Origin of the sequence: Streptomyces sp. NPDC058653, assembly GCF_042716895.1 — a bacterium.
GTDB lineage: Bacteria > Actinomycetota > Actinomycetes > Streptomycetales > Streptomycetaceae > Streptomyces.
Genome location: NZ_JBHXRM010000018.1, coordinates 76411 through 95019, shown reverse-complemented (window position 1 = coordinate 95019; position 18609 = coordinate 76411). Strand labels below are relative to the sequence as shown.

The 18609-nt window shown below is 70.8% G+C and carries 19 protein-coding genes and 1 pseudogene; 18 read left to right on the top strand and 2 right to left on the bottom strand.

Features of this window, described 5'->3' with window-relative positions:
* The gene (locus ACFWU9_RS17625; RefSeq protein ID WP_384319220.1) at positions 1–525 is read left to right on the top strand and encodes a hypothetical protein; all 525 of its coding nucleotides are present in this window, start codon (positions 1–3) and stop codon (positions 523–525) included.
* Here the strand turns inward: ACFWU9_RS17625 and ACFWU9_RS17620 are convergent.
* Entirely contained in the window at positions 496–846 is a 351-nt protein-coding gene (locus ACFWU9_RS17620; RefSeq protein WP_384319218.1) for a hypothetical protein, read from the bottom strand. The two genes, ACFWU9_RS17625 and ACFWU9_RS17620, sit on opposite strands and share 30 nt — an antisense overlap.
* 281 nt (positions 847–1127) lie before the next feature.
* Here ACFWU9_RS17620 and ACFWU9_RS17615 point away from each other — a divergent pair, with 281 nt between their 5' ends.
* From ACFWU9_RS17615 to ACFWU9_RS17565, 11 genes and pseudogenes are all read left to right on the top strand, one after another.
* Positions 1128–1910 carry a glycosyltransferase family 2 protein gene (locus ACFWU9_RS17615; RefSeq protein WP_384319350.1) on the top strand — a complete coding sequence of 261 codons (783 nt, stop codon included), beginning with the start codon at positions 1128–1130 and terminating at the stop codon, positions 1908–1910.
* Entirely contained in the window at positions 1907–3088 is a 1182-nt protein-coding gene (locus tag ACFWU9_RS17610) for a hypothetical protein (RefSeq protein ID WP_384319216.1), read from the top strand. The genes ACFWU9_RS17615 and ACFWU9_RS17610 overlap by 4 nt, the downstream gene beginning before the upstream one ends.
* Positions 3089–3305: 217 nt before the next feature.
* Positions 3306–3893: a hypothetical protein gene (locus ACFWU9_RS17605; protein WP_384319214.1), complete on the top strand. Its 588-nt coding sequence runs from the start codon at positions 3306–3308 to the stop codon at positions 3891–3893.
* A gap of 71 nt (positions 3894–3964) precedes the next feature.
* Positions 3965–4426 (top strand): hypothetical protein, encoded by a 462-nt coding sequence (locus ACFWU9_RS17600; RefSeq protein ID WP_384319212.1) that lies wholly within the window; start codon positions 3965–3967, stop codon positions 4424–4426.
* Positions 4423–5976: a hypothetical protein gene (locus ACFWU9_RS17595; RefSeq protein ID WP_384319210.1), complete on the top strand. Its 1554-nt coding sequence runs from the start codon at positions 4423–4425 to the stop codon at positions 5974–5976. The genes ACFWU9_RS17600 and ACFWU9_RS17595 overlap by 4 nt, the downstream gene beginning before the upstream one ends.
* Before the next feature lie 28 nt (positions 5977–6004).
* Positions 6005–7228 carry an MFS transporter gene (locus ACFWU9_RS17590; protein WP_384319208.1) on the top strand — a complete coding sequence of 408 codons (1224 nt, stop codon included), beginning with the start codon at positions 6005–6007 and terminating at the stop codon, positions 7226–7228.
* Between the two features lie 37 nt (positions 7229–7265).
* Positions 7266–7517, top strand: coding sequence for a hypothetical protein (locus ACFWU9_RS17585; RefSeq protein WP_384319348.1), 252 nt, complete (start codon positions 7266–7268; stop codon positions 7515–7517).
* Between the two features lie 59 nt (positions 7518–7576).
* Positions 7577–8719, top strand: a complete 1143-nt coding sequence (locus ACFWU9_RS17580; protein WP_384319346.1) for an AAA family ATPase — start codon at positions 7577–7579, stop codon at positions 8717–8719.
* Positions 8716–10515 (top strand): hypothetical protein, encoded by a 1800-nt coding sequence (locus ACFWU9_RS17575; RefSeq protein WP_384319206.1) that lies wholly within the window; start codon positions 8716–8718, stop codon positions 10513–10515. The genes ACFWU9_RS17580 and ACFWU9_RS17575 overlap by 4 nt, the downstream gene beginning before the upstream one ends.
* A gap of 85 nt (positions 10516–10600) precedes the next feature.
* The gene (locus tag ACFWU9_RS17570; RefSeq protein ID WP_384319344.1) at positions 10601–11113 is read left to right on the top strand and encodes a hypothetical protein; all 513 of its coding nucleotides are present in this window, start codon (positions 10601–10603) and stop codon (positions 11111–11113) included.
* Between the two features lie 389 nt (positions 11114–11502).
* Positions 11503–13165 (top strand): annotated as a pseudogene (locus ACFWU9_RS17565) (serine/threonine-protein kinase).
* Positions 13166–13266: 101 nt separating this feature from the next.
* On the opposite strand, the gene ACFWU9_RS17560 reads toward ACFWU9_RS17565, so the two are convergent.
* Positions 13267–14145, bottom strand: a complete 879-nt coding sequence (locus tag ACFWU9_RS17560; protein ID WP_384319204.1) for a hypothetical protein — start codon at positions 14143–14145, stop codon at positions 13267–13269.
* Positions 14146–14365: 220 nt separating this feature from the next.
* Here ACFWU9_RS17560 and ACFWU9_RS17555 point away from each other — a divergent pair, with 220 nt between their 5' ends.
* From ACFWU9_RS17555 to ACFWU9_RS17530, 6 genes are read left to right on the top strand one after another with little or no spacing between them, the layout of a single operon-like run.
* Entirely contained in the window at positions 14366–14803 is a 438-nt protein-coding gene (locus ACFWU9_RS17555) for a hypothetical protein (protein WP_384319202.1), read from the top strand.
* Complete coding sequence (locus ACFWU9_RS17550; RefSeq protein ID WP_384319200.1) at positions 14800–15585, top strand: hypothetical protein; 786 nt, start codon at positions 14800–14802, stop codon at positions 15583–15585. The genes ACFWU9_RS17555 and ACFWU9_RS17550 overlap by 4 nt, the downstream gene beginning before the upstream one ends.
* Positions 15582–16448, top strand: coding sequence for a relaxase/mobilization nuclease (locus tag ACFWU9_RS17545; protein ID WP_384319198.1), 867 nt, complete (start codon positions 15582–15584; stop codon positions 16446–16448). The genes ACFWU9_RS17550 and ACFWU9_RS17545 overlap by 4 nt, the downstream gene beginning before the upstream one ends.
* Positions 16438–17175 carry a hypothetical protein gene (locus ACFWU9_RS17540; protein ID WP_384319196.1) on the top strand — a complete coding sequence of 246 codons (738 nt, stop codon included), beginning with the start codon at positions 16438–16440 and terminating at the stop codon, positions 17173–17175. Before ACFWU9_RS17545 ends, ACFWU9_RS17540 begins: the two co-directional genes overlap by 11 nt.
* A 23-nt stretch (positions 17176–17198) precedes the next feature.
* Positions 17199–17945 (top strand): hypothetical protein, encoded by a 747-nt coding sequence (locus ACFWU9_RS17535; protein ID WP_384319194.1) that lies wholly within the window; start codon positions 17199–17201, stop codon positions 17943–17945.
* On the top strand, positions 17942–18601 hold the full coding sequence (locus tag ACFWU9_RS17530; RefSeq protein WP_384319192.1) for a hypothetical protein: 660 nt from the start codon (positions 17942–17944) through the stop codon (positions 18599–18601). The genes ACFWU9_RS17535 and ACFWU9_RS17530 overlap by 4 nt, the downstream gene beginning before the upstream one ends.
* Positions 18602–18609 lie beyond the last annotated feature (8 nt).

Sequence of the window (18609 nt, the reverse complement as noted above, 5' to 3'; positions counted from 1 at the left end):
GTGACCCGCCACCCGACGGAACTGTCCGGCTTCGCCGCCGCCCTCGCCGCGCGCCTGCCCGGCACCTGGACCAGCCACTACCACCAGCACGCCACCTACCGGGACCAGTTCACGCTCGGCAGCCCGGTGTGGGACCTGGGGCACGTCCACTGGGCCGTCAGCGAATTCGTCCTCCGCCACGACGCCGAACTGAACGGCTCCCACGGGCAACGGCTGTACATCATCGAACGCCCCCTCAAACGTGGCCAGTTCCTCGTCACACCACTTCAACCCAGTGTCGAGATCGACTACTTCGACGATGTGGACGAACCCAACGGCATCGCCGTACCCGGCGACCCGGCCCGCGCCGCCGCAGCCGTGGCCCGCCGCCTGCTCCCCCGCTACCAGCACGCCCTGGCCGCCGTACGCCGCAACAGCCCCACTGCCAGGACAGGACAACCGGCACCCAGCACACGCAACACTCTCCCCCTTGCCGACGGCCTCCCTACGCGCCCCTCATCCGGGCACGCACCGTACCTCCACTGAGAAAAGGAAGTTCCCCTGACTCATCCCGACTTCGAGCTGTACGACAACGCCGGCCGCGACGCCGAGCAGATCGCCGCCGCCCACTTCGGCCTCGCCACCAGTGGCGACCTGCTGCGCTGGGCACGCCGGGACGCCGAGCAGTTCCTCGAAAAACACCCGCTCCCCGCCGAGCCCCTCCCGACACCCGACCCCGCCCCGTACCTCGCCGCGCTCGCCGCCGCCGAAACACCCGCCGAGGTCAGCGCCATCACCCAACACCTCATCGACGCCGCCCAACCCGCCCTGAGCACGATGAGCGACCTCCTCACGAACATCGCCCACTGGCGCAACCCCCGCAGTTACCCAGAGCCCGGAACCCCGCCCCGAAAAGCTGCTGGAAGCGGCCAGCCGCAGCCTGTCCGTACTCGGCCTCGCCAACGAAGCCGACCTCAAGGCCCTGCGCGCCAAGTACGACCCCGCCCCGTCACCGGACACCCCTCCGCACGACCGGCCCAAGGCGGCGTCCGATCTTCCCCCGGCCCCGCCGAACTCCCCGCCCGCAGGCCCTGCGCCCAGCCGGTAACCCCCTTCCACAGCACCGGAGTGCTCTCCTGCCCACGCCCCTGATCACGGTCGTCATCGCCACCCGTCTGCGTGAGGACCGCCTCGACTATCTGACCGCCATGCACACAAGCCTCACCCGGCAGACCGTCCCGTGGGAGGCGGTGATCGCGATCGACGGTGCCGCCCCTCAGCGTCTGCCCGCGCCGCTCGCGGCCGATCCGCGCATGCGCATCCTCGCCCTGCCCCGCCCCGTCGGCGCCGCCTGCGCCCGCAACCTCGCCCTCAACGACGTCCGCACCGAGTACGTCAACTGGGCTGATGACGATGACGAGTTCACCGACGACGCCATGTCCGTGCGGCTGACCGCCCTGGAATCGGCCGGGGTGGGCTGGTGCGCGGGCTGGAGTCAGGACCTCCACCCCGACGGTTCGACCACCCTCTGGGAATGCCCCGCCCCGCCGGGACAGCACGAGGCCGGCGACGTGTGGACGTACTGGAAGACCCCGGCGGACACCATCCCGATCGGGCCGACCACCATCCTCGCCCGCACCGATCTGGTGCGCGCGGCCCCGATGGGCGGCCTCGTCCAGGGCGAGGACTATATGACGGCCATCGGCATATCGAATCTCGCTCCTGGGATCCTGCTGCCGGTCCCCGTGTACCGGTACCGCAAACACCCAGGCCAGATGACTACCCAGCCCGGGTACGACGAGCTGGAGTCGGCGGCCCGGGAGCACGCCTGGCAGTACGGCCGCAGTCTGCGCTCCGCCCTGCGCGACCACCCGTCCCAGCCCGTATTCGGTGACCGGCGGCTGGAGACTGGCGCAGGAGTGCTGGTATGAACAACCCGGCCATCGCGGACATCATCCTCTCGACCAGCCGCACCCACGGCCTCGTCGGCGTCCCGTCCGGGGCACGGTTCCCTCAGGCCCAAGATGCCCTGCGGGAAGCCGGGTTCAGCCCCCTGCCCGGCGGCGCCTTCGCCGCCCTGCTGCATCAGACGCGGGCAGCCCGCGCCACCGCCAACGCCCTGGTGCACCACGCCTACGAGCACGGCGCGAGCATCACCATCAGCAGCCGCCCCTACCTCGGCGACATCGGCTCGGACATCGCCGCCCGGCTGCCCGGCGAGTGGAGCGCCACGGTGAAGACCTACCACCGCCGGCACTGGCAGGAGGACCTCATCGGCTCGCTGTGGGACAGCGGCGACCTCCTGAAGGCCATGCTCCACGACCACGTTCCCTGCGCGGTCGAGCTGAGCAACCACGCCGGTACCGAGCTGCTGCTGATCGAGCGTCCCAGACACGCCACCGGCTATCTCGTGGGCGCCTTCGCCACCAAGGACTACGACGCCAACTGGGAGGAGCCGAACGCGCCGCGCAGCATCGTGCTGCTCGCCGAGGTGGACCGTGCCGCACGAGCCGTCGCCCATACCTCCCTGCGGAACTACCGCCGGGCCCTGTACCAGCGGCGGCTCGACACGGTCATGAGCGCACTGAACCGGATCCGTCCGGAGCACGAAACACTTCAGACGATCAAGGCGTCCCACCGGCCCGGTGACGGCACACCGCACGCCGGCTCACGGCTCCACGCCCAGATGGAGCGGGCGTTCGCCGACCACGCCTGGCTCTCCTTCCGCGACGTCCTCCAGCACGCGCCGCTCCTGCTCGCCCGGTGCCGGCCCACGGCCAGTCCGTGGCCGCAGGACGCCGGTGCACTGTCCCGGCTGCGCGACGCACTCGCCGAGAGCCAGAACGCCTGGGACGAGTTCAACGCCCTGCGCGCGGAGCTGTATTCGATCCCCGCAGACCTGTCGGCGCAGGAGTGGTCGCAGGTGCGCAGCACGCTCGGCACCGCGGTCCTGCCAGCGATCCGGACATGGCTCGCCGACAGCGAGACGTTCGAGCGACAGGCCCGCGCCGCCGTCCCCGGCGGGCACGTCGCCCTCTCCGCGCCCAGCCCACGGCTGTTCACCACCATCCAGCCCTCCCCGCCCCGGCCGGCGAACGCGCACCTCTGACGCCCTAGAAGGAGCTTCCCCTGCCTGACCATGTCCGTCTCGGCCCGTCGCCGCCGGGACAGCTCACTTCTCACCACGAGGGCTCGTCCCCGGGTGCTTCCCCGGTGACGTCATGATCCGCCGGGAGCGTGCGGACGGGCCTCGTGTCGGCCCGCGCCCACTGGATGGCGCGTTCACCGAGGAAGACGTCGCCCGTGCCGCCGCCCACGTGTGCGCCATGGCCCTGTGCTCCCTGGACCATCCCTCCGGCACAGCGGAGAGCCTGGACGGCCTGGTGATCCCCAGCACCCGCGGACGGCAGCCGCTCGGCTGGGCCGACCTCAACCGCGACGACTTCGCCCAGTGCGTACGCGCGATCCACCGCCTGGTCCTCTCGGCCGCCGATCACACCTACCAGGCCACCCTTCAGCCACAACAGCGGGCGCCGTACCGGCGCATCGACACCCATCTCGGGCCGCTTCCTCCAGGGGCACCCGTACGGCGCAGTGACATCAGGCACACCGCGATCTCCCTGTGTCATGCCCTCATCGGCCAGGAGGACGGCCCCGCACTGCAGTTCATCCTCGACGAGCCGGTGGCCAGCACGTCCACCCTCGACGGCCCCTCCCGCACCTGGGGGCAACTCCCCGTCCAGAGCCTTCTCCCCGCGCTCCACCGCATCGGCCGGGCCGTCGACCAGGCCCGCACCCGCATCTGGATCGCGGTCGACACCGCCATCGTCTCCAACGGACCGCCGCCTTCGCCGAGCGCCCGGGCGCCCGGTGTTCTCCCTCCGCGACCGCCGGAGCCCGGCCGGCGCCGCTGACCTTGCGGACTGCCGTACGGCACCCGTCAGTTGTTCCCCTCCATTCCCGGCAGAAAGGTCCCCGTCCGCCTGTGGTTCCGTCCCTCCACTTCGTCTTCGGCACCCACCCCGACCACGGCTTCGTCGCCACGGCCCACACCACTCCGGCCCTGCCCGCGCACCTCGCCGACTGGTTCCTCACCCGCGTCCAGTTCGAGCCCGTCCCGGATGAGCCGGGCCTCTACCAGCTCACCGACCCCGAGAAGGACGGCCGTCGCCGCACCCGGCAGGCCGTGACCGACCTGCGCCGCCACGGATACACCATCCACGCCGACATCGCCCTCGACCCCGCCCAGTCAGAAGGCCCGCCGACTCCCGCCCTGCCGAACGGGCTTTCCGAGCGTCGCAGCCGCATCGCGCAGGCCGCCGGCCGTCCTTCGCAGGGGCGTACGGTCCCCATCACCTCGGCGCCGTCCGTGCGTACGGTCTTGCCGGTGCCGGACGACACGCCCACGGTCCGCCTGCGCTCCCCCACGACCGGTCGGTCGCGGTGACGCCCGGCGCCGAGCAAATCCGCATCACACGCGGGCGCGGCGGTCAGGTCGAAGCCACCGGTCCTCTCGACCCGCTCGCCGCCTCGCTGCTCCGGCGGGCCGGGTTCCTGACCTTCCCCATCCTGTCGGACAGGTGGGTCCGGCTGCCGTTCGACATGGGCGGCGAGTGGGAGAACGAACACGCCTCCTGGGCCGCCGACATGCTCACCGCCGCCCGTTACCCGCTCACCCTCGACCCCACCCTGCGCGCGGCCCCGCAGTGCGCCGCCCCCGACAACACGCGGCCCGGCCCCACCCCCGGCCTCAGCAGCGTCTGCGGTCCGCCACCACTGACCCCACCCCCGCTTTCGGAGAGAACCATCCCCGACACCACCGCCCCGTCCCCCACCGACCTCGCCGCCCGAGTCCGCGGCTACGCCGTGCGCTTCTCGGTCATCCACCTGAAGTGCGAGACCGCGCTGGACACCCTGCGCAGCCGGCACGGGACCATCACCGACACCACCACTGCCGTCAGTGCCCGTACCGAGCGCAACCGTGACGCCGCAGCCGCCTTCACCGAGCACCTGCTCCCCCATACACAGACGCTGCTGGCAACGGCACGGTCCGCGATCGACAGCATGCCGCCCGCCCGCCACCACGGTGCGTGGCTCCTCCTGCTGGACGACCTCGACCACGCCGCCACCCACATCCACCGCATCCTCACCGACACAACTCCGCCCGGCAGCGGCGCGGCCCGCGAACAGCACCGCGCGCTCTGGCCCTACCTGACCGCGTGGGCCGAACAAAGCTTGGTGCTCACCAACCTCGTAGGCCAGCACCGCACCCCGGCAGCGGAGTTCACCGGTCAGCAGCAGGCCGCGTGGACCGAGCGCGGACAAGCCGCCCGCGAGCGCGGCGAGTTGGAGCCGTTCGAGTCGTGGTACGACGCCCAGGGCCGTCTCATCACCCTGGCCTACCTGATCGAGGACGACACTTCCACCATTCTTGTCCTCGCCGGCGATCTGGACCAACGGGACTGGCAGGTCCTGGGACGACACGACAACGAGTACCAGGCCGGCCAGTCGGCCCCGCCGCCGGTGCCCCCCGGCGTGCTGCGCCCCCGGGTCTCCCGCTACCAGCACGGTGTCACCACTCCCGAAGTCCCGTTGCAGGAGCTGATCCACGACGTGAACGTCGCCGGGCACAGCGGGGACGTCGCCGAGGCCCTGTTCACCGCCACCGACAACGGCCCGCACGCCACCGGGCCACTGGCCCACCTGGACTCACTCATCCGTACGGCCGGGCAGTTCGCGGACGCGCTGGAGACCCGGCAGGGCGGGCGCAGCGCCGTCCGTCTGAATCTCCTCGCCGAGCAGCTCGGCTCCCTGACGCGCGAACTCCAGCAGACCGCCGAGGAGTTGTCGGCCGCCGTCGGCGTGCTGCCCCCGCACCGGGCACCCCGCCCGCGCCTCCTCACCACACCGCCTCCGACCACCCCGGCGGCACCGACCACCACGCCCCCGTCAACTGCCGCACCGGCCGCACCTGCGGCTCCGGTACGCCACCGCTAGCCCTCGCCCCGGAAGCCTCCCCGTTTCGTTGACCCTCACAGATTCCCCAACTTCGTCCGCCCGTACGACGTACGGCGCGGTACTGGGCAGCCCTCACGTCACCCGCCTGCTCGGCGGAACACTTGTCGGGCGCCTCCCCAACGGCATGGCGCCGGTCGCGATCGTCCTGCTCGTCACCACGGACGGCGGCACCCTCGCCTTCGGCGGACTGCTGAGCGCCCTCTACGGCCTCGCGAGCGCCCTGTCCCAGCCGGTCAAGGGCCAGCTGATGGACCGCCACGGCCAGACCCGGGTATCCGGCACCGCCGCGATCCTCAACTCCGGAGCCCTGCTCGCCCTCCCGACCACCAGCTCCCCCGCCGTCGCCGTGATGATCGTGGTCCTCGGCGGGCTGGCCGCTCCGCCGCTGGAGGCGGGGCTGCGGGCCCTGTGGCCGAGCGTGCTGCCGGACCCCGTCCGGCGCCACACGGCACTCGCCCTCGACACCGGCACCCAGGGCCTCCTCTACATCACCGGCCCCCTCCTCGTCGCCGCCCTCACCACCGCCCACAGCCCCGCCCTCGCGCTCGCCGTCACCGCCGCCCTCGGCCTGGCCGGCACCGCCCTGATACTGACAGCGCCACCGTCACGGGCCTGGAAACCCGTCTCCAGAGGGCCGAGCAGGACCTCTGATCGACTCTTCAGCAGTCGGCTCGTGGCCCTGTTCGCCGCGCTGGTGGGAGTCGGTGTCGCGATCGGTGGCATGAACGTGTGGTCGGTCGCCATGGCCGAACGCCACGACGCGGACCTGCTGGCCGGGGTGCTGCCCGCCGCATTCTCCACCGGCAGCTGCATCGGCGGACTCCTCTACGGACACCGCACCTGGCCCGGCACACCGACCCGCCAACTCCTCACCGGCACAGTCGGGTTCGCGCTCGGATGGCTGCCGCTGCTCACCCTGCCCACCCCGGCACCGGCAACCGCCGCCGCCATCGTTCCCGGGGCGTTCCTCACCCTGATCGTCGCCCGCGCCTTCACCATCACCGACGCGCTCGCACCGCCGAGGCGTACGACCGAGGCATACGCGTGGCTGATCCTCTCGATCGGCGTCGGACAGGCCGCCGGCGCCGCGCTGGCCGGACGCCTCGCCGACCACCCCCACACCCTCGCCGCGCTCCCCGCCGGAGGCGCCGCCCTCGCCCTGGCCGTCCTGCTCCTCGCCCGCCCCGGCCGATCCCCCGCCTGCCCTGGCCGGCACCGACACCACCAATAGGAGATCCGCCTTGCCCGAAGCACCGGCAGAGCTGTTCGTGACGATCCGGCACGCCATCACCGGTGAGATCACCACCACCGGTTACAACGCCGCCGCCCGGCGGATCCTGCTCCAGTCCGGCTTCGAGGAGACGCCGGGCTGCGCCTGCCGAGCGACGGAACCCGGTACGGAGCGGACACACGGGCCTGCCCGGCAGCCGGCGAGCTGCTCGTCGCCGACCACACCCGCCGTGCACTGCGCGACGCCAACCCCTCCCGCACCCGCACCTGTTGAAGGACCCTCGTTTTGACCACACCCGGGACGCCTGCCAGTCCAGCGCGCACCAAGGGCGGCGAACTACGGGCCAAGGTGGCCCGACTGCTGGCCGACCGGCCGGCGGACACGCTCACCATCGGGGACATGGCCCGGCAGCTGGGCCACTCCCACGGCGCCGTCCGCAACGCCGCCCTCACCCTGGTGCGGCGCGGCGAGGCCGACCAAAGCGGAAGTGGACAACCGGAGTTCCGCGCAAACGCGAAAACCGCCGCAGCCGCGCAGACCGCTGTGATCAGCCCACCAGGCACCCACGCTCCCCGCACCCAGGCAGCCACGGCCCGCACGACCATTCCCGCCGCAACCATGCCGAAGCAGACCGGCCCGATCCGCCGCGCCGGGGGCCAGGTCTACCACCCCCGGGAGCTGGCCGATCTGCCCGACGTCGAGGCGTTGAACCGGCTGCGCGACGCCGACGTGCCGGTGCTGCTCTACGGCCCTCCGGGCACCGGCAAAACGTCGTTGGTGGAGGCGGCGTTCGAGGACCTGCTCACCGTCGCCGGTGACGGCGACACCACGGTCGGCGACTTGATCGGCGAGTACACACAGGACGACGCGGGAGCCTACGTCTTCCAGTACGGTCCGCTGGTCACCGCGATGACTGAGGGCCGCGCCCTGCTGATCGACGATGCCACCTTGATCTCACCGAAGGTCCTGGCGGCGCTGTATCCCGCGATGGACGGGCGCAGGCAGATCCAGGTCAAGGCCCACAAGGGCGAGACCATCAAGGCCGAGCCGGGCTTCTACGTGGTGGCGGGCCACAATCCCGGCGTCCACGGCGCGGTTTTGACGGAGGCGCTCGCGAGCCGGTTCAGCGTGCAGATCCAGATCGGCACGGACTATGACCTCGCCCTGGCCTTGAGGATCGACGCCCGGGTGGTCCGGGTCGCCCGACACCTCGCCCACCAGGTCGAACTCGGCGAGCTGGGCTGGGCCCCCCAACTGCGGGAACTGCTCAGCTATCAGAAGACCGAGGCCGTCCTCGGCACCAAAGCCGCGCTCGCGAACCTCGTCGGCATCGCTCCGGTGGAGGATCGCGACGCCGTCGCCGCCGCCGTCATCAAGGCTGCCGGCGTCAAGAAGATCGCGCCCCTCACCCTCGGCAAGCAGCTCCCTGCCTCGGCCGTCCGGCAGCCCCCGGGCAGCACCGGCTCCGTGCACCGGGGCCGCTCGCGATGAGCGCCCACCATCACGTCCAGTCCCCCGCCACCACCCGGGACGACGACGCCGACCTCGCGCGATGGGACGACGACGGCGCCCCGCCCGCGCAACCCCGTTCCTCCCCGCACTTGTGGCTGCGCGTGGGAGCCGAACTCGGCGACCGGCTGGTCGCCCTCTCCGGCCGCCAGGACCTCCTCGTCACCTGCCGCCCCGGCACGCGCAGCGGCGCACCGGCCGCGTTCTTCCCCACTCTGGGCGAGGTCGAGTTCGACGCCCGCCTGTTCGCCCCGCTTAAGCCCCACGAGATCCATCCGCGGATCGTGGGCGACGAGGAGCGGTATCCCGCCGCCTGGGGAGTGTTCGTCCACGAGGCCGCGCACGCGGCCCACTCCGTCTGGACACAGCCTGCCGGAGCGGACCCCCGTGTCGTCGAGGCCGCGCTCCTGCTGGAGGAGAGCCGCGTCGAAGGCGCACACCTGACCAGCCGGCCCACGGACCGCACGTACCTGCGCGCCAGTGCCCGAACCCTGGTCATGCCCGACATCGCCCACCCCACCCTCCAGGGCATCGAGCACGCCGCCGCCGTGGCGGCCCTGGTCCTCGGCCGCCGTGACGTCGGCATCCTGGACGCCGGCGAGACCCGGGCCGTCGCCGATCTGTGCGAAAAGGTGCTGGGCGCAGACCTGCTGGCCACCCTCACCCGCATCTGGACCGCAGCCCACCGGTGCGCCGACCACGACGCCACGACCATGCTCGACCACGCGAGAGAATGGTGCGACGCTCTGGACACCGCGGCCCCCGCCCTGCCCGTGCCGGAGAACCTCACCGATCTGCTGTCCGGCGCCGTGGGGGTCGTCATAGACAGCACGGCAGCCACCGACGCCGCCGACCTCGCGGCACAGGCCACAGCGACCAACGCCATGGCCGCGCAGTCCAAGGCGCAAGCACAGGACCGCGCCCAGCGGGCCGGCCAGCGACGCAAAGCCGCCGCCACCGCCACGTCGGTCTTCAACGCCCGCGGCACCACCGTCACCCCCGACGGCACACCGGCGCCCCGCAGCAACCCGGTCACCGGCACCCGCAGGCCCACCGCCGCCGAGCAGAAAGCCGCCGCGCGCCTGAGCCGCGCCCTGCGCGCCGCCGCCTACCGCGAGCGGACCGAGGAGCGGACCACCAGCCCCACCCCGCCCGGCCGCCTCAACATGCGCGCGGCCCTCGCCCGCGACGCCCAGCGCGCGGCCGGGTCGGTCCCCACCGCGGAACCGTTCACCCACACCCGCCGCCGGAACACCCCCACCCCACCGCTGCGTGTGGGCATCGCCGTCGACGTCTCCGGCTCCATGCGTGCCGCCTGCGCGCCCGTCGCCTCCGCCGCCTGGATCGTGGCACGCGCAGCAGCCCAGACCGACCCCGACTCCCTCACCGCCACCATCGCCTACGACATGCACCTGACCGCCTTGACCCGACCCACCCACCGGGCACCACAGCGCGTGACGACGTTCACTGCCAACGGCGGCCACCACAACCTCGGCAACGCCATCGACGCACTCGACCACGGCCTCGAACTCAGCCGCCCCGGCGCCGGCCGCCTCCTCGTGATCGTCACCGACGCCCGGTACAGCAACGACGAAACCACTCAAGCCGTCACCCGCGTCAAGCAGCTCACCACCACCGGCTGCGCCGTACTCCAGCTCACCCTCACCGAACAGTCCCACCACTTGCCCGGGACCACCCTGCTGCACCTGCCCCAGCCCTCCAGCGCTCCCGCCGCCATCGCCACGGCGGCCACAGACGCCATCCGCAGGACACGCTGAAACGACGCAGGCACACCCCAACCGCCAACGTAAGGCACTCGATTTGAAGCCCCAGACCAACCGCCTGTCCTCGAACGTAACGCCCATCAAACGGAATTCCCCGGGGGTCCGTACGCAATGGGCTGTCGAGCACCCCTGTGGTCACTCGGTCGTCCACGACCTGTCCGGGCGTCCCGCCGACCGGCGCGCGGGCTTCGCCCGCTGGCTCACCACCCGGGACTGCACCGACTGCTGGAAGCAAGCCCGTGACACGGACACCGAGTCCACGGAGCAGTGGCTCGCCACCAAGCGCGCCCAGGAGCAGCAGACCGCCGCCGAGTGGGCGACGAAGTTCGACATGCCGCCGCTGGAAGGCCCGGAGAAAGCCCTCAACTGGGGCGAACGCTCCCGCCACCAACTGATGACGGCCGCGCACACCGCACTGGTCACCGAGGGCACCTGGGCGGAGGAGGACTGGGCAGTACTGGAGGAGAGGGCCCGCACGGTCACCCGGGCCGGATGGTGGATCGACCAGCGGGACACAGAAGGCTCTGACCTGCTCGAACTCCTGGAAGCGGCTGGTGAGACGGACCGGGGGACGGAGAACCCGTACCGGTGACGGCCAGCCGGCCAGCGCGAAGCGTTATGGCCTCACCCGAACGGGTGAACATGCTCGTCGTCCCGCACCATCTGGCCGCTCGTAGTACCTCGGTCGGGTGACCGTACCCAGGGCCGGGCTTCCCCACCGCGCCGCTTACACAGGCGATGAGCCCTTTCCAACGTGATCAGCTCGTGTGTTGGGGGCTTACGACGGAGGTGATTCGGGTGGTGCTGCAGCCCATGCAAGGGGACTTCGACGCGTGGGCGCATCGAGCAGGAGGGCTGCCACTGCGGAAGGAGGACGCCTCTGTTGCTAGCCGTGGAGTTGTCTGCACCACGGCGTGACGGTGCCTCGGTATCCTCGCTGTGTTGTTCACACGGACTCACGGGCATGGAAGGCGGCGCGACATGCGGGGGCTGGGGGACGGAGAGCCGAGGCAGATCGGCAGGTACCGATTACTGGGGCGGCTGGGCGCGGGCGGCATGGGCGACGTGTATCTCGCCCGCTCGGACCGGGGGCGTATGGTCGCCATCAAGCTGGTGCACGAGGAACTGGCCGCGCAGGAGGAGTTCCGGAAACGGTTTCGGTACGAGGTGGAGGCGGCGCGGCGGGTCGGCGGCCACTGGACGGCGCCGGTGCTGGACGCCGACACCGAGGCCGCCGTGCCGTGGGTTGCCACCGGCTACGTCGACGGTCCCAGCCTCCGGCAGATCGTGGGGCGCGACCACGGCCCTCTGCCCGAACACTCGGTACGCACGCTCGCCGCCGGCCTCGCCCATGCCCTGCGGGACATCCACGGCGCCGGGATCGTCCACCGTGACCTCAAGCCGTCCAACGTCCTGGTCACCATCGACGGACCTCGCGTCATCGACTTCGGAATCGCACGGGCCCTGGAGACCGTGACCGATGGCCACCTCACCCGGACAGGCGCGCTCATCGGCTCGCCCGGGTTCATGGCGCCCGAGCAAGTGCGCAGCGACCGGATCACGCCCGCCTAGCGACATCTTCTGCCTCGGCTCGGTCCTCGCCTACGCCGCCACCTGCAAGATGCCCTTCGGCACCGCCCAGACCGGAGCGCACGTGCTCATGTACCGCATCGCGCACGAGGAACCCAACCTGGACGGTGTGCCGGCGGGAGGCATGGACCTCATCCGGGACTGCTTGGAGAAGAATCCCGCAGCGCGTCCGAGTCTCGACGAGGTTCTGCGGCGAACAGGTGCACAGGACAGGGTCGCCGACGGCCACTCGCACGAGCCGTGGCTGCCCGGCCCCCTGGTGGCCCAGCTGGGCCGACACGCGGTAAGCCTTCTGGACACGGAGAACCCGGAGCCCCTGGCGCCTGCGCACCCTCGTGGCACACCCCCAGTGAGGGCGCCGGCCCCGGAGACGGCCTCGGTCGCGGAGGCGCTCTCGACCCCGGCAGCAGCCCCGGCCCCCATGCCGCTGCCCCGCCTGCCGGAGCGTGAACCGCAGAGAGCGAGCCCGGCCGCCGACGCCGCCCCAACCCACCAACCCACCTCCGACGCCAGGAACCAGAACCCATTCCCTCAGCCCCCGCACTCCCACAAGCGCAGGCACATGACGATGCTGATCATCGCCCTAGTCGTGGCTCTGAGCGCAGGAAGCGTGATCTACACCCTGACGGGAAACGACGACCACCGCGACAGCGGTGAGCCCTCCGACTCCCCAACGTCTCCGGCAGCAAACCGTTCCAAGGGCGATGCGATACCGATGGAGTTCGTGGGCACATGGACCTTCAACAACGGCAAAGACCACGATCGACGGATGAACATCCTAGAGGGAAACGTGGGCGACACGGTCTTCTTCCTTCGGTACAGCGGGACTAGGGAGGACGGAGACACCTACCTCTGTTATTTCAAGAGCAGCCTGGAGAGCGTGAAGGAACTCGACAAATCGGTGCGTGTCAGTCGGGCCCACCCCTATTCCGCCAATGATTCGACTGACGACTGCTCGGCGGAGGAAGCTGGCAGACTCATACTGCGATCGTCGACTGAGCTGAACCGAATGACCGGCGCCGGACCAAGTGCGGTCTGGCAGAAATCCAGTTGAGTCTCTTACAACCTGACGGGCGATTGGGTCGCCCCCCCGGTGGCAGACCTGAAGAATCCGTACCGCTGAGAGCCTGGAGCGACGCCATCCCCTTCCGGACCTTACACGGCTCGTTTCCGTCGCTCTTCCGGAATCCGTTCAAGAAGCGCGTCGACCTTTTCGTCCGTGTAGTAGCTCCACAGACCGGCTTCTTCAACGATATGCCGGTAGCGAGAGAAGTCCACGCCGGGGTAACTGGCCAGCAAGGCATGAAGTAGATTCATGGTGTTATTCACCTCGTGTGCCTTGCGGAGTGCTTCATGCAATTTCTCCCGCAGGAGATCGTCCGGGCTTGAGTATGTCGGGGGAGTCACCAGGTTGAAGTTGGCTGTCCCCTCAGCGCTCATGTATGCACCCTCGATGAGGAGGGGCACGAACGAGCAGGCCCGGTGATTTCGTTGAAGTGCCTCCATCACCTTCAGATGGTCGTCTCTGAACTCAGTTGTGATCCATACTGCGTGGCTTGCTTCCACCTCAGCAGCGCATGTAATGAGCCGGCCCAGATGATCGGCGTCGGTCCGTTCCAACTGATTCTCGATAACGACGAACCGCTCACGATCGCCCACCAAGGTTTTGGCAAGAATGTCGATGCGGTATCCAGCGATCTTCTGCTCCGTGCCGACCAGGGTGAGCGGATTCTCGAACCACGCCGCCTTCTTGATCATGTGCAGGCGTTTGGCTAGCCACGGAGTGAGATCTGTTGCCTCGTGGGGGAAGAAACGGCGCATGTTGTCGACAGGGCGGAGCCATATCTGACGATGCTTGTCGGTCCCTTCCGGTTCTTCGGCGTCGACCACCGCAGGCTCGGGGGCAGGGGCGGGCTCGTCCACCTTCTGATCGCCAACGCCCAGGTAATCGTTGGCGTCAAGTTCCGCGTGGGACTCGGCGAATGACCGGCCCAGATGGGTCCAGTCGACGGCGGGAGAGGTGTTGGTAGTCATGAATCCGAACGCTATCTGCCAGCACTGACAGAGCAGTGGTCGCAAGTCCCTGAGCTGCGCGTATGTCTCATGTGGGCGCCATACAGGCCCATGTCGCCTCTGGGCCGGGTCCCCCGCGAAGCGGCCGGAACATAGCCGGGGATCGCCGGTTAGCCAAACCGGCGATCCTCCGGACCATTGATCCTCCCGCCGCCATCCCGCTCCGGAAGGACCTGCCCTGATGCCACCGTCCTGGACACCTCCCCCGACGCCCCCGGCGTTCGCGCCGACCCACGATCCGCTTACCCCGGCCCGTGACGTCACCCACCGGCACTTCCAGCGGGGCGACCAGGTCGTCCTCATCAAGGGTGTCGCCGCAGGGGAGTTGTGGGGGGATGCGATGCGTGTGGTCGCGCCGTCCTGGCACACCCCGACCGACGAGGACGGCTGGCGTCTGCGCGACGCCACCGGCGGCGCACAGACGTACGTCACCGCGCACCCTCGCTACCTGGTGCACCTCTCGCGCCGCTGCCCGGACTGCCTGATCCACCTGCGGGCCATGGAGGACCACCTCCTGCCGAAGTACGCCGGACACGACGCGCTGATCGACTGCGGCTGGTACACCACCACCGCCCTCAATCAGCTCGTGCACATCGCGGACGCGCGGAGCGGCCGGTGAACCTCCCCACCCGTGGCCCCAGCCGCGCTCTCGCACTCCTCGAAGCCCAGGCCCGGGCCACCGGCCGGCCGACCGACCCGTCCTGGCCCATACGCCTGGCGGAGGATCTTCGTGAACTCGGAGCCGACTGGCGGGAGTCGGCGCAGGTGTGCGCGGACACGGCCTGGGCGGCGCGTGCCGCCGGGCACAGTGTGCTGGGTCTGCTCGGCCCGCAGCAGGTGCGTGCCGCTGGCCTTGATCCGGTCACCGAACGCGCCTACCGGCACCTGTACTTGAGCGCGCTGCGCTACGACTTCCGCACCCGCGCCCTCCAAGCGTTCGTCGAGCAACTCCCCTCCGCCGTACGGTCCTCCCTGGACTGCTACAGCCGCGCCCTGTACGCGTTCGCGCTGCTGGGCCAGTCCCACCACGACGGCCTGGCCCTCATGGACGAGGTCCTCGCGGACGTCGGCGATCACGCAAAGACACGGCACGTTCTGCTGCACGGCCTGTGGCTGGGCCAGGACCTGGACGGGGGCGCGGAGCGGCTCCTGGCCCTGAGTTCCGGTCCTCCGTTCGACCCCGGCAGGGACCCGATCGCGCTCTTCCGCATGGCGGGCGCCCTGCGCCGGCTCGGCCGCTACGACGAAGGGCTCACGGCCATCGACCGGGCCCTGGATCTTCTGCCGCCGGGCGACATCACGGTCCACGCCGACCTCGTTCGTGAACGCTCCCTGATCGCCGCCGCCCGCGACCTCCACCAGAGCCTGCAGGCTCGTGCCGAGGGCGGCACAGCAGCATGATCCCCCGTGTCAACGAGCGCACGCACACCCCGCACGATCCACTCGCCGAAGCGCTGGGGCGCCCGGTGCCGTTCGAGGGCGGCCTTGCCGAGGACACCGTGATCGCTTACTGGCCGGGCCTGGACGACTACACCCTGGACGACGAGCAGGCGTCGTGGACCGCCGCCCAGTGGGCGCAGCACCTCGAAGAACCGCTGCTGGAGCATCCGTTCGCCACCGGTCCGAAGGACGACCGGCGGGCCATCTTCCACCTCGACGTCCGCCTTCACCATGAGGACCGTGACCTGTCCCGTGCGGAGTGGGCCGAAACCGCCCACCGCCTGTCCCGTGCCGCCGGCATCGAGATACCGGGCGGCACCAACGGCTGCCACTGGATAGCCGTCCAGGGCAGACCGGGACGCCTCGACCTGATCGCCAACCTCATCCGGCTCGACGGCGCCTGGCAGCCCCGGCCCGCCGACCTCCCTCAACGGCTCGCAGGCGAGGCCCGGCGTATCGAGCACGACCTTCGCCTGGCTCGCGTACGAGAGGGCTCCTCACAGCCGAACAGTGGTCAGGCGGTTCCGACTCCCGCGACTCAATCCGCCGCGGTTCTCGCCAAACTGGCCGACGAACCGTCCGGGCCGCTGGCCGCGGCACGCCAACTCATCGAGCACACCGCCCACCGCCTCGACGCCGTCCCTGGCAGCAGCACTGCGGAGGTGGCGCATCGCCTGGAATGGGCCGCCCGCCGGCTCTTCGCTCTCCAGCAGGACATCGACCACACCGCCACGGCCCTGCGCCAACCACCCGCCGACCGGACCAGGGCCGTCCCCCTCGCCCCTGCCCCCTCACCTGCGCATGGAGCGTCCCGTGCCCGATGACCTGACCATCACCGGCAGAAAGGCTCGCCGTTTGACCCTGACCGACCGCCTGCTCACCTTGCGGCGTGATTCGCATTCCGGTGAAGTCCTCGCCCGCGGCGGGGACCCGGAGGCGCACAGCATCCTTGAGCGCACCGACTGGGTGCCCGTGATCCGTCTCCACGAGCACTATCACCGCCTCCCCACCGGCCTCGATACCGCGGAGGAGACCCGCCTTGCCACCCGTGCCGTCGCCCGGCTGCGCAGCGTGGGCTACCACGTCGACTGCGACGGGGACTTCGACACCGACCTGCGCGAACCGCACCACCTCCCGCTCGGCGCTCAGGTCGCACACCTCGCCGAACGCATCCGCGCGGCCACCACCACTGGGGAAGTCGCCGAGGTCCTGACCGAACTGACCGCACCAGGTGACGGCATCCTCGCCGCGATCGACGAAGTCCTGGAGGCGACCGCCGACTTCTACACCGGCCTCGGGCAGCCGGCCGACCCGCACGCGGCGACCAGGCTCCGCCACCTCGCCGTCGAACGCCTCGCCGGTGTACGCGCCGACCTGGCACACAGCCGTAACGAACTCGCCGACCGGCACGCCCCGCACCCCGGCCGCAGCACCTGTACCGAAGAGGTCCCCGCCACCGAACACGAGCGGTCCGCCGTGTGCGCCTGCCCACCCCCGCCGCGGACGGTTGCGGCCCTACCGCCCCCGGTGGCCGCCGCCCCGCGCCGCTGACCCCCACCCCTTCCAAGGACACCATGGACGACCACGACACCTCCGAACACCTCGCCTCCTACGCCGACCTCCTCGCCGGTGAACTCCCCGGTGCATGGACCAGTACCTGCCATCCGCCCGAGGACAAGGACGACCTCGCCGAACTCACCGACCGGATCTGGGACCTGGACCTCGTCGCCGCCTCCCTCGCCACTCACCCGCTGCGGCAGGCGGCCGTCCTGACCCGCACCGACGGCGCCCAGCTCACCGTCCTCGACCGGTACGACGGACACGACGGGTTCCTCGTCGCCGCCCTCGCCCCCCGCGCACTGCCCGACGAGGCATACCGCACCGTGCGGGAACCGGACGGCATCGCGGTCACCGACGACCCCTTCGTCAGCGCGGAACAGGTCGCCTCCGACCTGCTGGTCCGCTACGACACCGCGCTCGCCCAGGTCCGCCATCACGCCGTCGGCGGTGTCCATCCGTCGCAGCCGGACCGGGTCGTGATGACCTGGCAGCCGGACGGCAGTGTCGCGACCGCGCCCGTCGGTGACACGGCCGGCGCCGTTCTGGTCGCCAACGGCTTCGTCCAGGACGAGCAGACCGGTATCTACCGCCTCAACGGCGACGACACCGCCGCGCAGGCCCGTGCCGTACGTGAGATCGGCCCGCAGCTCGACGCGCTGGGCATCAGCATCAGCCTCCGGCACCCCGCAACCCGGACCGCTCCGGGCACCGCACCGCCCTCCCCGGCCGGCACCCCGGGCCAGGCCAGCAGGGCTCGATGACGCACGGGGAACCCGACTTCCGGGTGCTGGAGTACGTCACCCTCACCAAGGATCCCCGCACGGGGCTGGTCGTCGCCATCGGCGGCACCAAGCAGGTGGCGGACATCCTCCAGCGCAGTGGCTTCCTCGACACCGACGGGCCGCGCGGCCCCTACCACCGTCTGCCTCACGGCCTGCCCGTCCGCGAGCAGCGCCTGAAGGCCACGGCCGCCTCGCACGCGCTGATGTCCGCCGGCCACAGCGTCTATCTCGCCCCCGCCCTGAATGCCTTTGCCACGGCGGACGGCGACCGCGAGGCCGCCCTGCGCTACCTCGCCCAACTCGCCGAGCAAGCCGGCCAATCCACCAGCGACACCGAGGTCGCCGAGGTCCTCACCGCGGTCGCCGCACCCACCACGGGCCTGCTGCCACTCGTACGGGAAGTCGTCCTCCGCGCCCGGATCGCCCTCTCCCACGAGGCGGACAGCGCCGACGGCGAAGCGGAACCGGTCGCGCAGCTCGGAGACACGACGGAAGTGCTGTTGCGCACCGCCCACCGGATCCTCTTCGCCCGCAACCACGCCGCCCGCGCCCCGGAGCAGCCGGCATCCACCAAGACTCCGCCACGCCCGGTACAGCCGATGACAGCACCGGTGCCACAGCGCCGCAAAACCTGAGGACCGTC

Excerpts from the sequence above, each read along its gene's own strand:
- ACFWU9_RS17560 (WP_384319204.1), bottom strand. The coding sequence starts at position 14,145 with ATGACTACCAACACCTCTCCCGCCGTCGACTGGACCCATCTGGGCCGG.
- ACFWU9_RS17555 (WP_384319202.1), top strand. The coding sequence starts at position 14,366 with ATGCCACCGTCCTGGACACCTCCCCCGACGCCCCCGGCGTTCGCGCCG.
- ACFWU9_RS17535 (WP_384319194.1), top strand. The coding sequence starts at position 17,199 with ATGGACGACCACGACACCTCCGAACACCTCGCCTCCTACGCCGACCTC.
- ACFWU9_RS17530 (WP_384319192.1), top strand. The coding sequence starts at position 17,942 with ATGACGCACGGGGAACCCGACTTCCGGGTGCTGGAGTACGTCACCCTC.
- ACFWU9_RS17575 (WP_384319206.1), top strand. The coding sequence starts at position 8,716 with ATGAGCGCCCACCATCACGTCCAGTCCCCCGCCACCACCCGGGACGAC.
- ACFWU9_RS17545 (WP_384319198.1), top strand. The coding sequence starts at position 15,582 with ATGATCCCCCGTGTCAACGAGCGCACGCACACCCCGCACGATCCACTC.
- ACFWU9_RS17610 (WP_384319216.1), top strand. The coding sequence starts at position 1,907 with ATGAACAACCCGGCCATCGCGGACATCATCCTCTCGACCAGCCGCACC.
- ACFWU9_RS17605 (WP_384319214.1), top strand. The coding sequence starts at position 3,306 with ATGGCCCTGTGCTCCCTGGACCATCCCTCCGGCACAGCGGAGAGCCTG.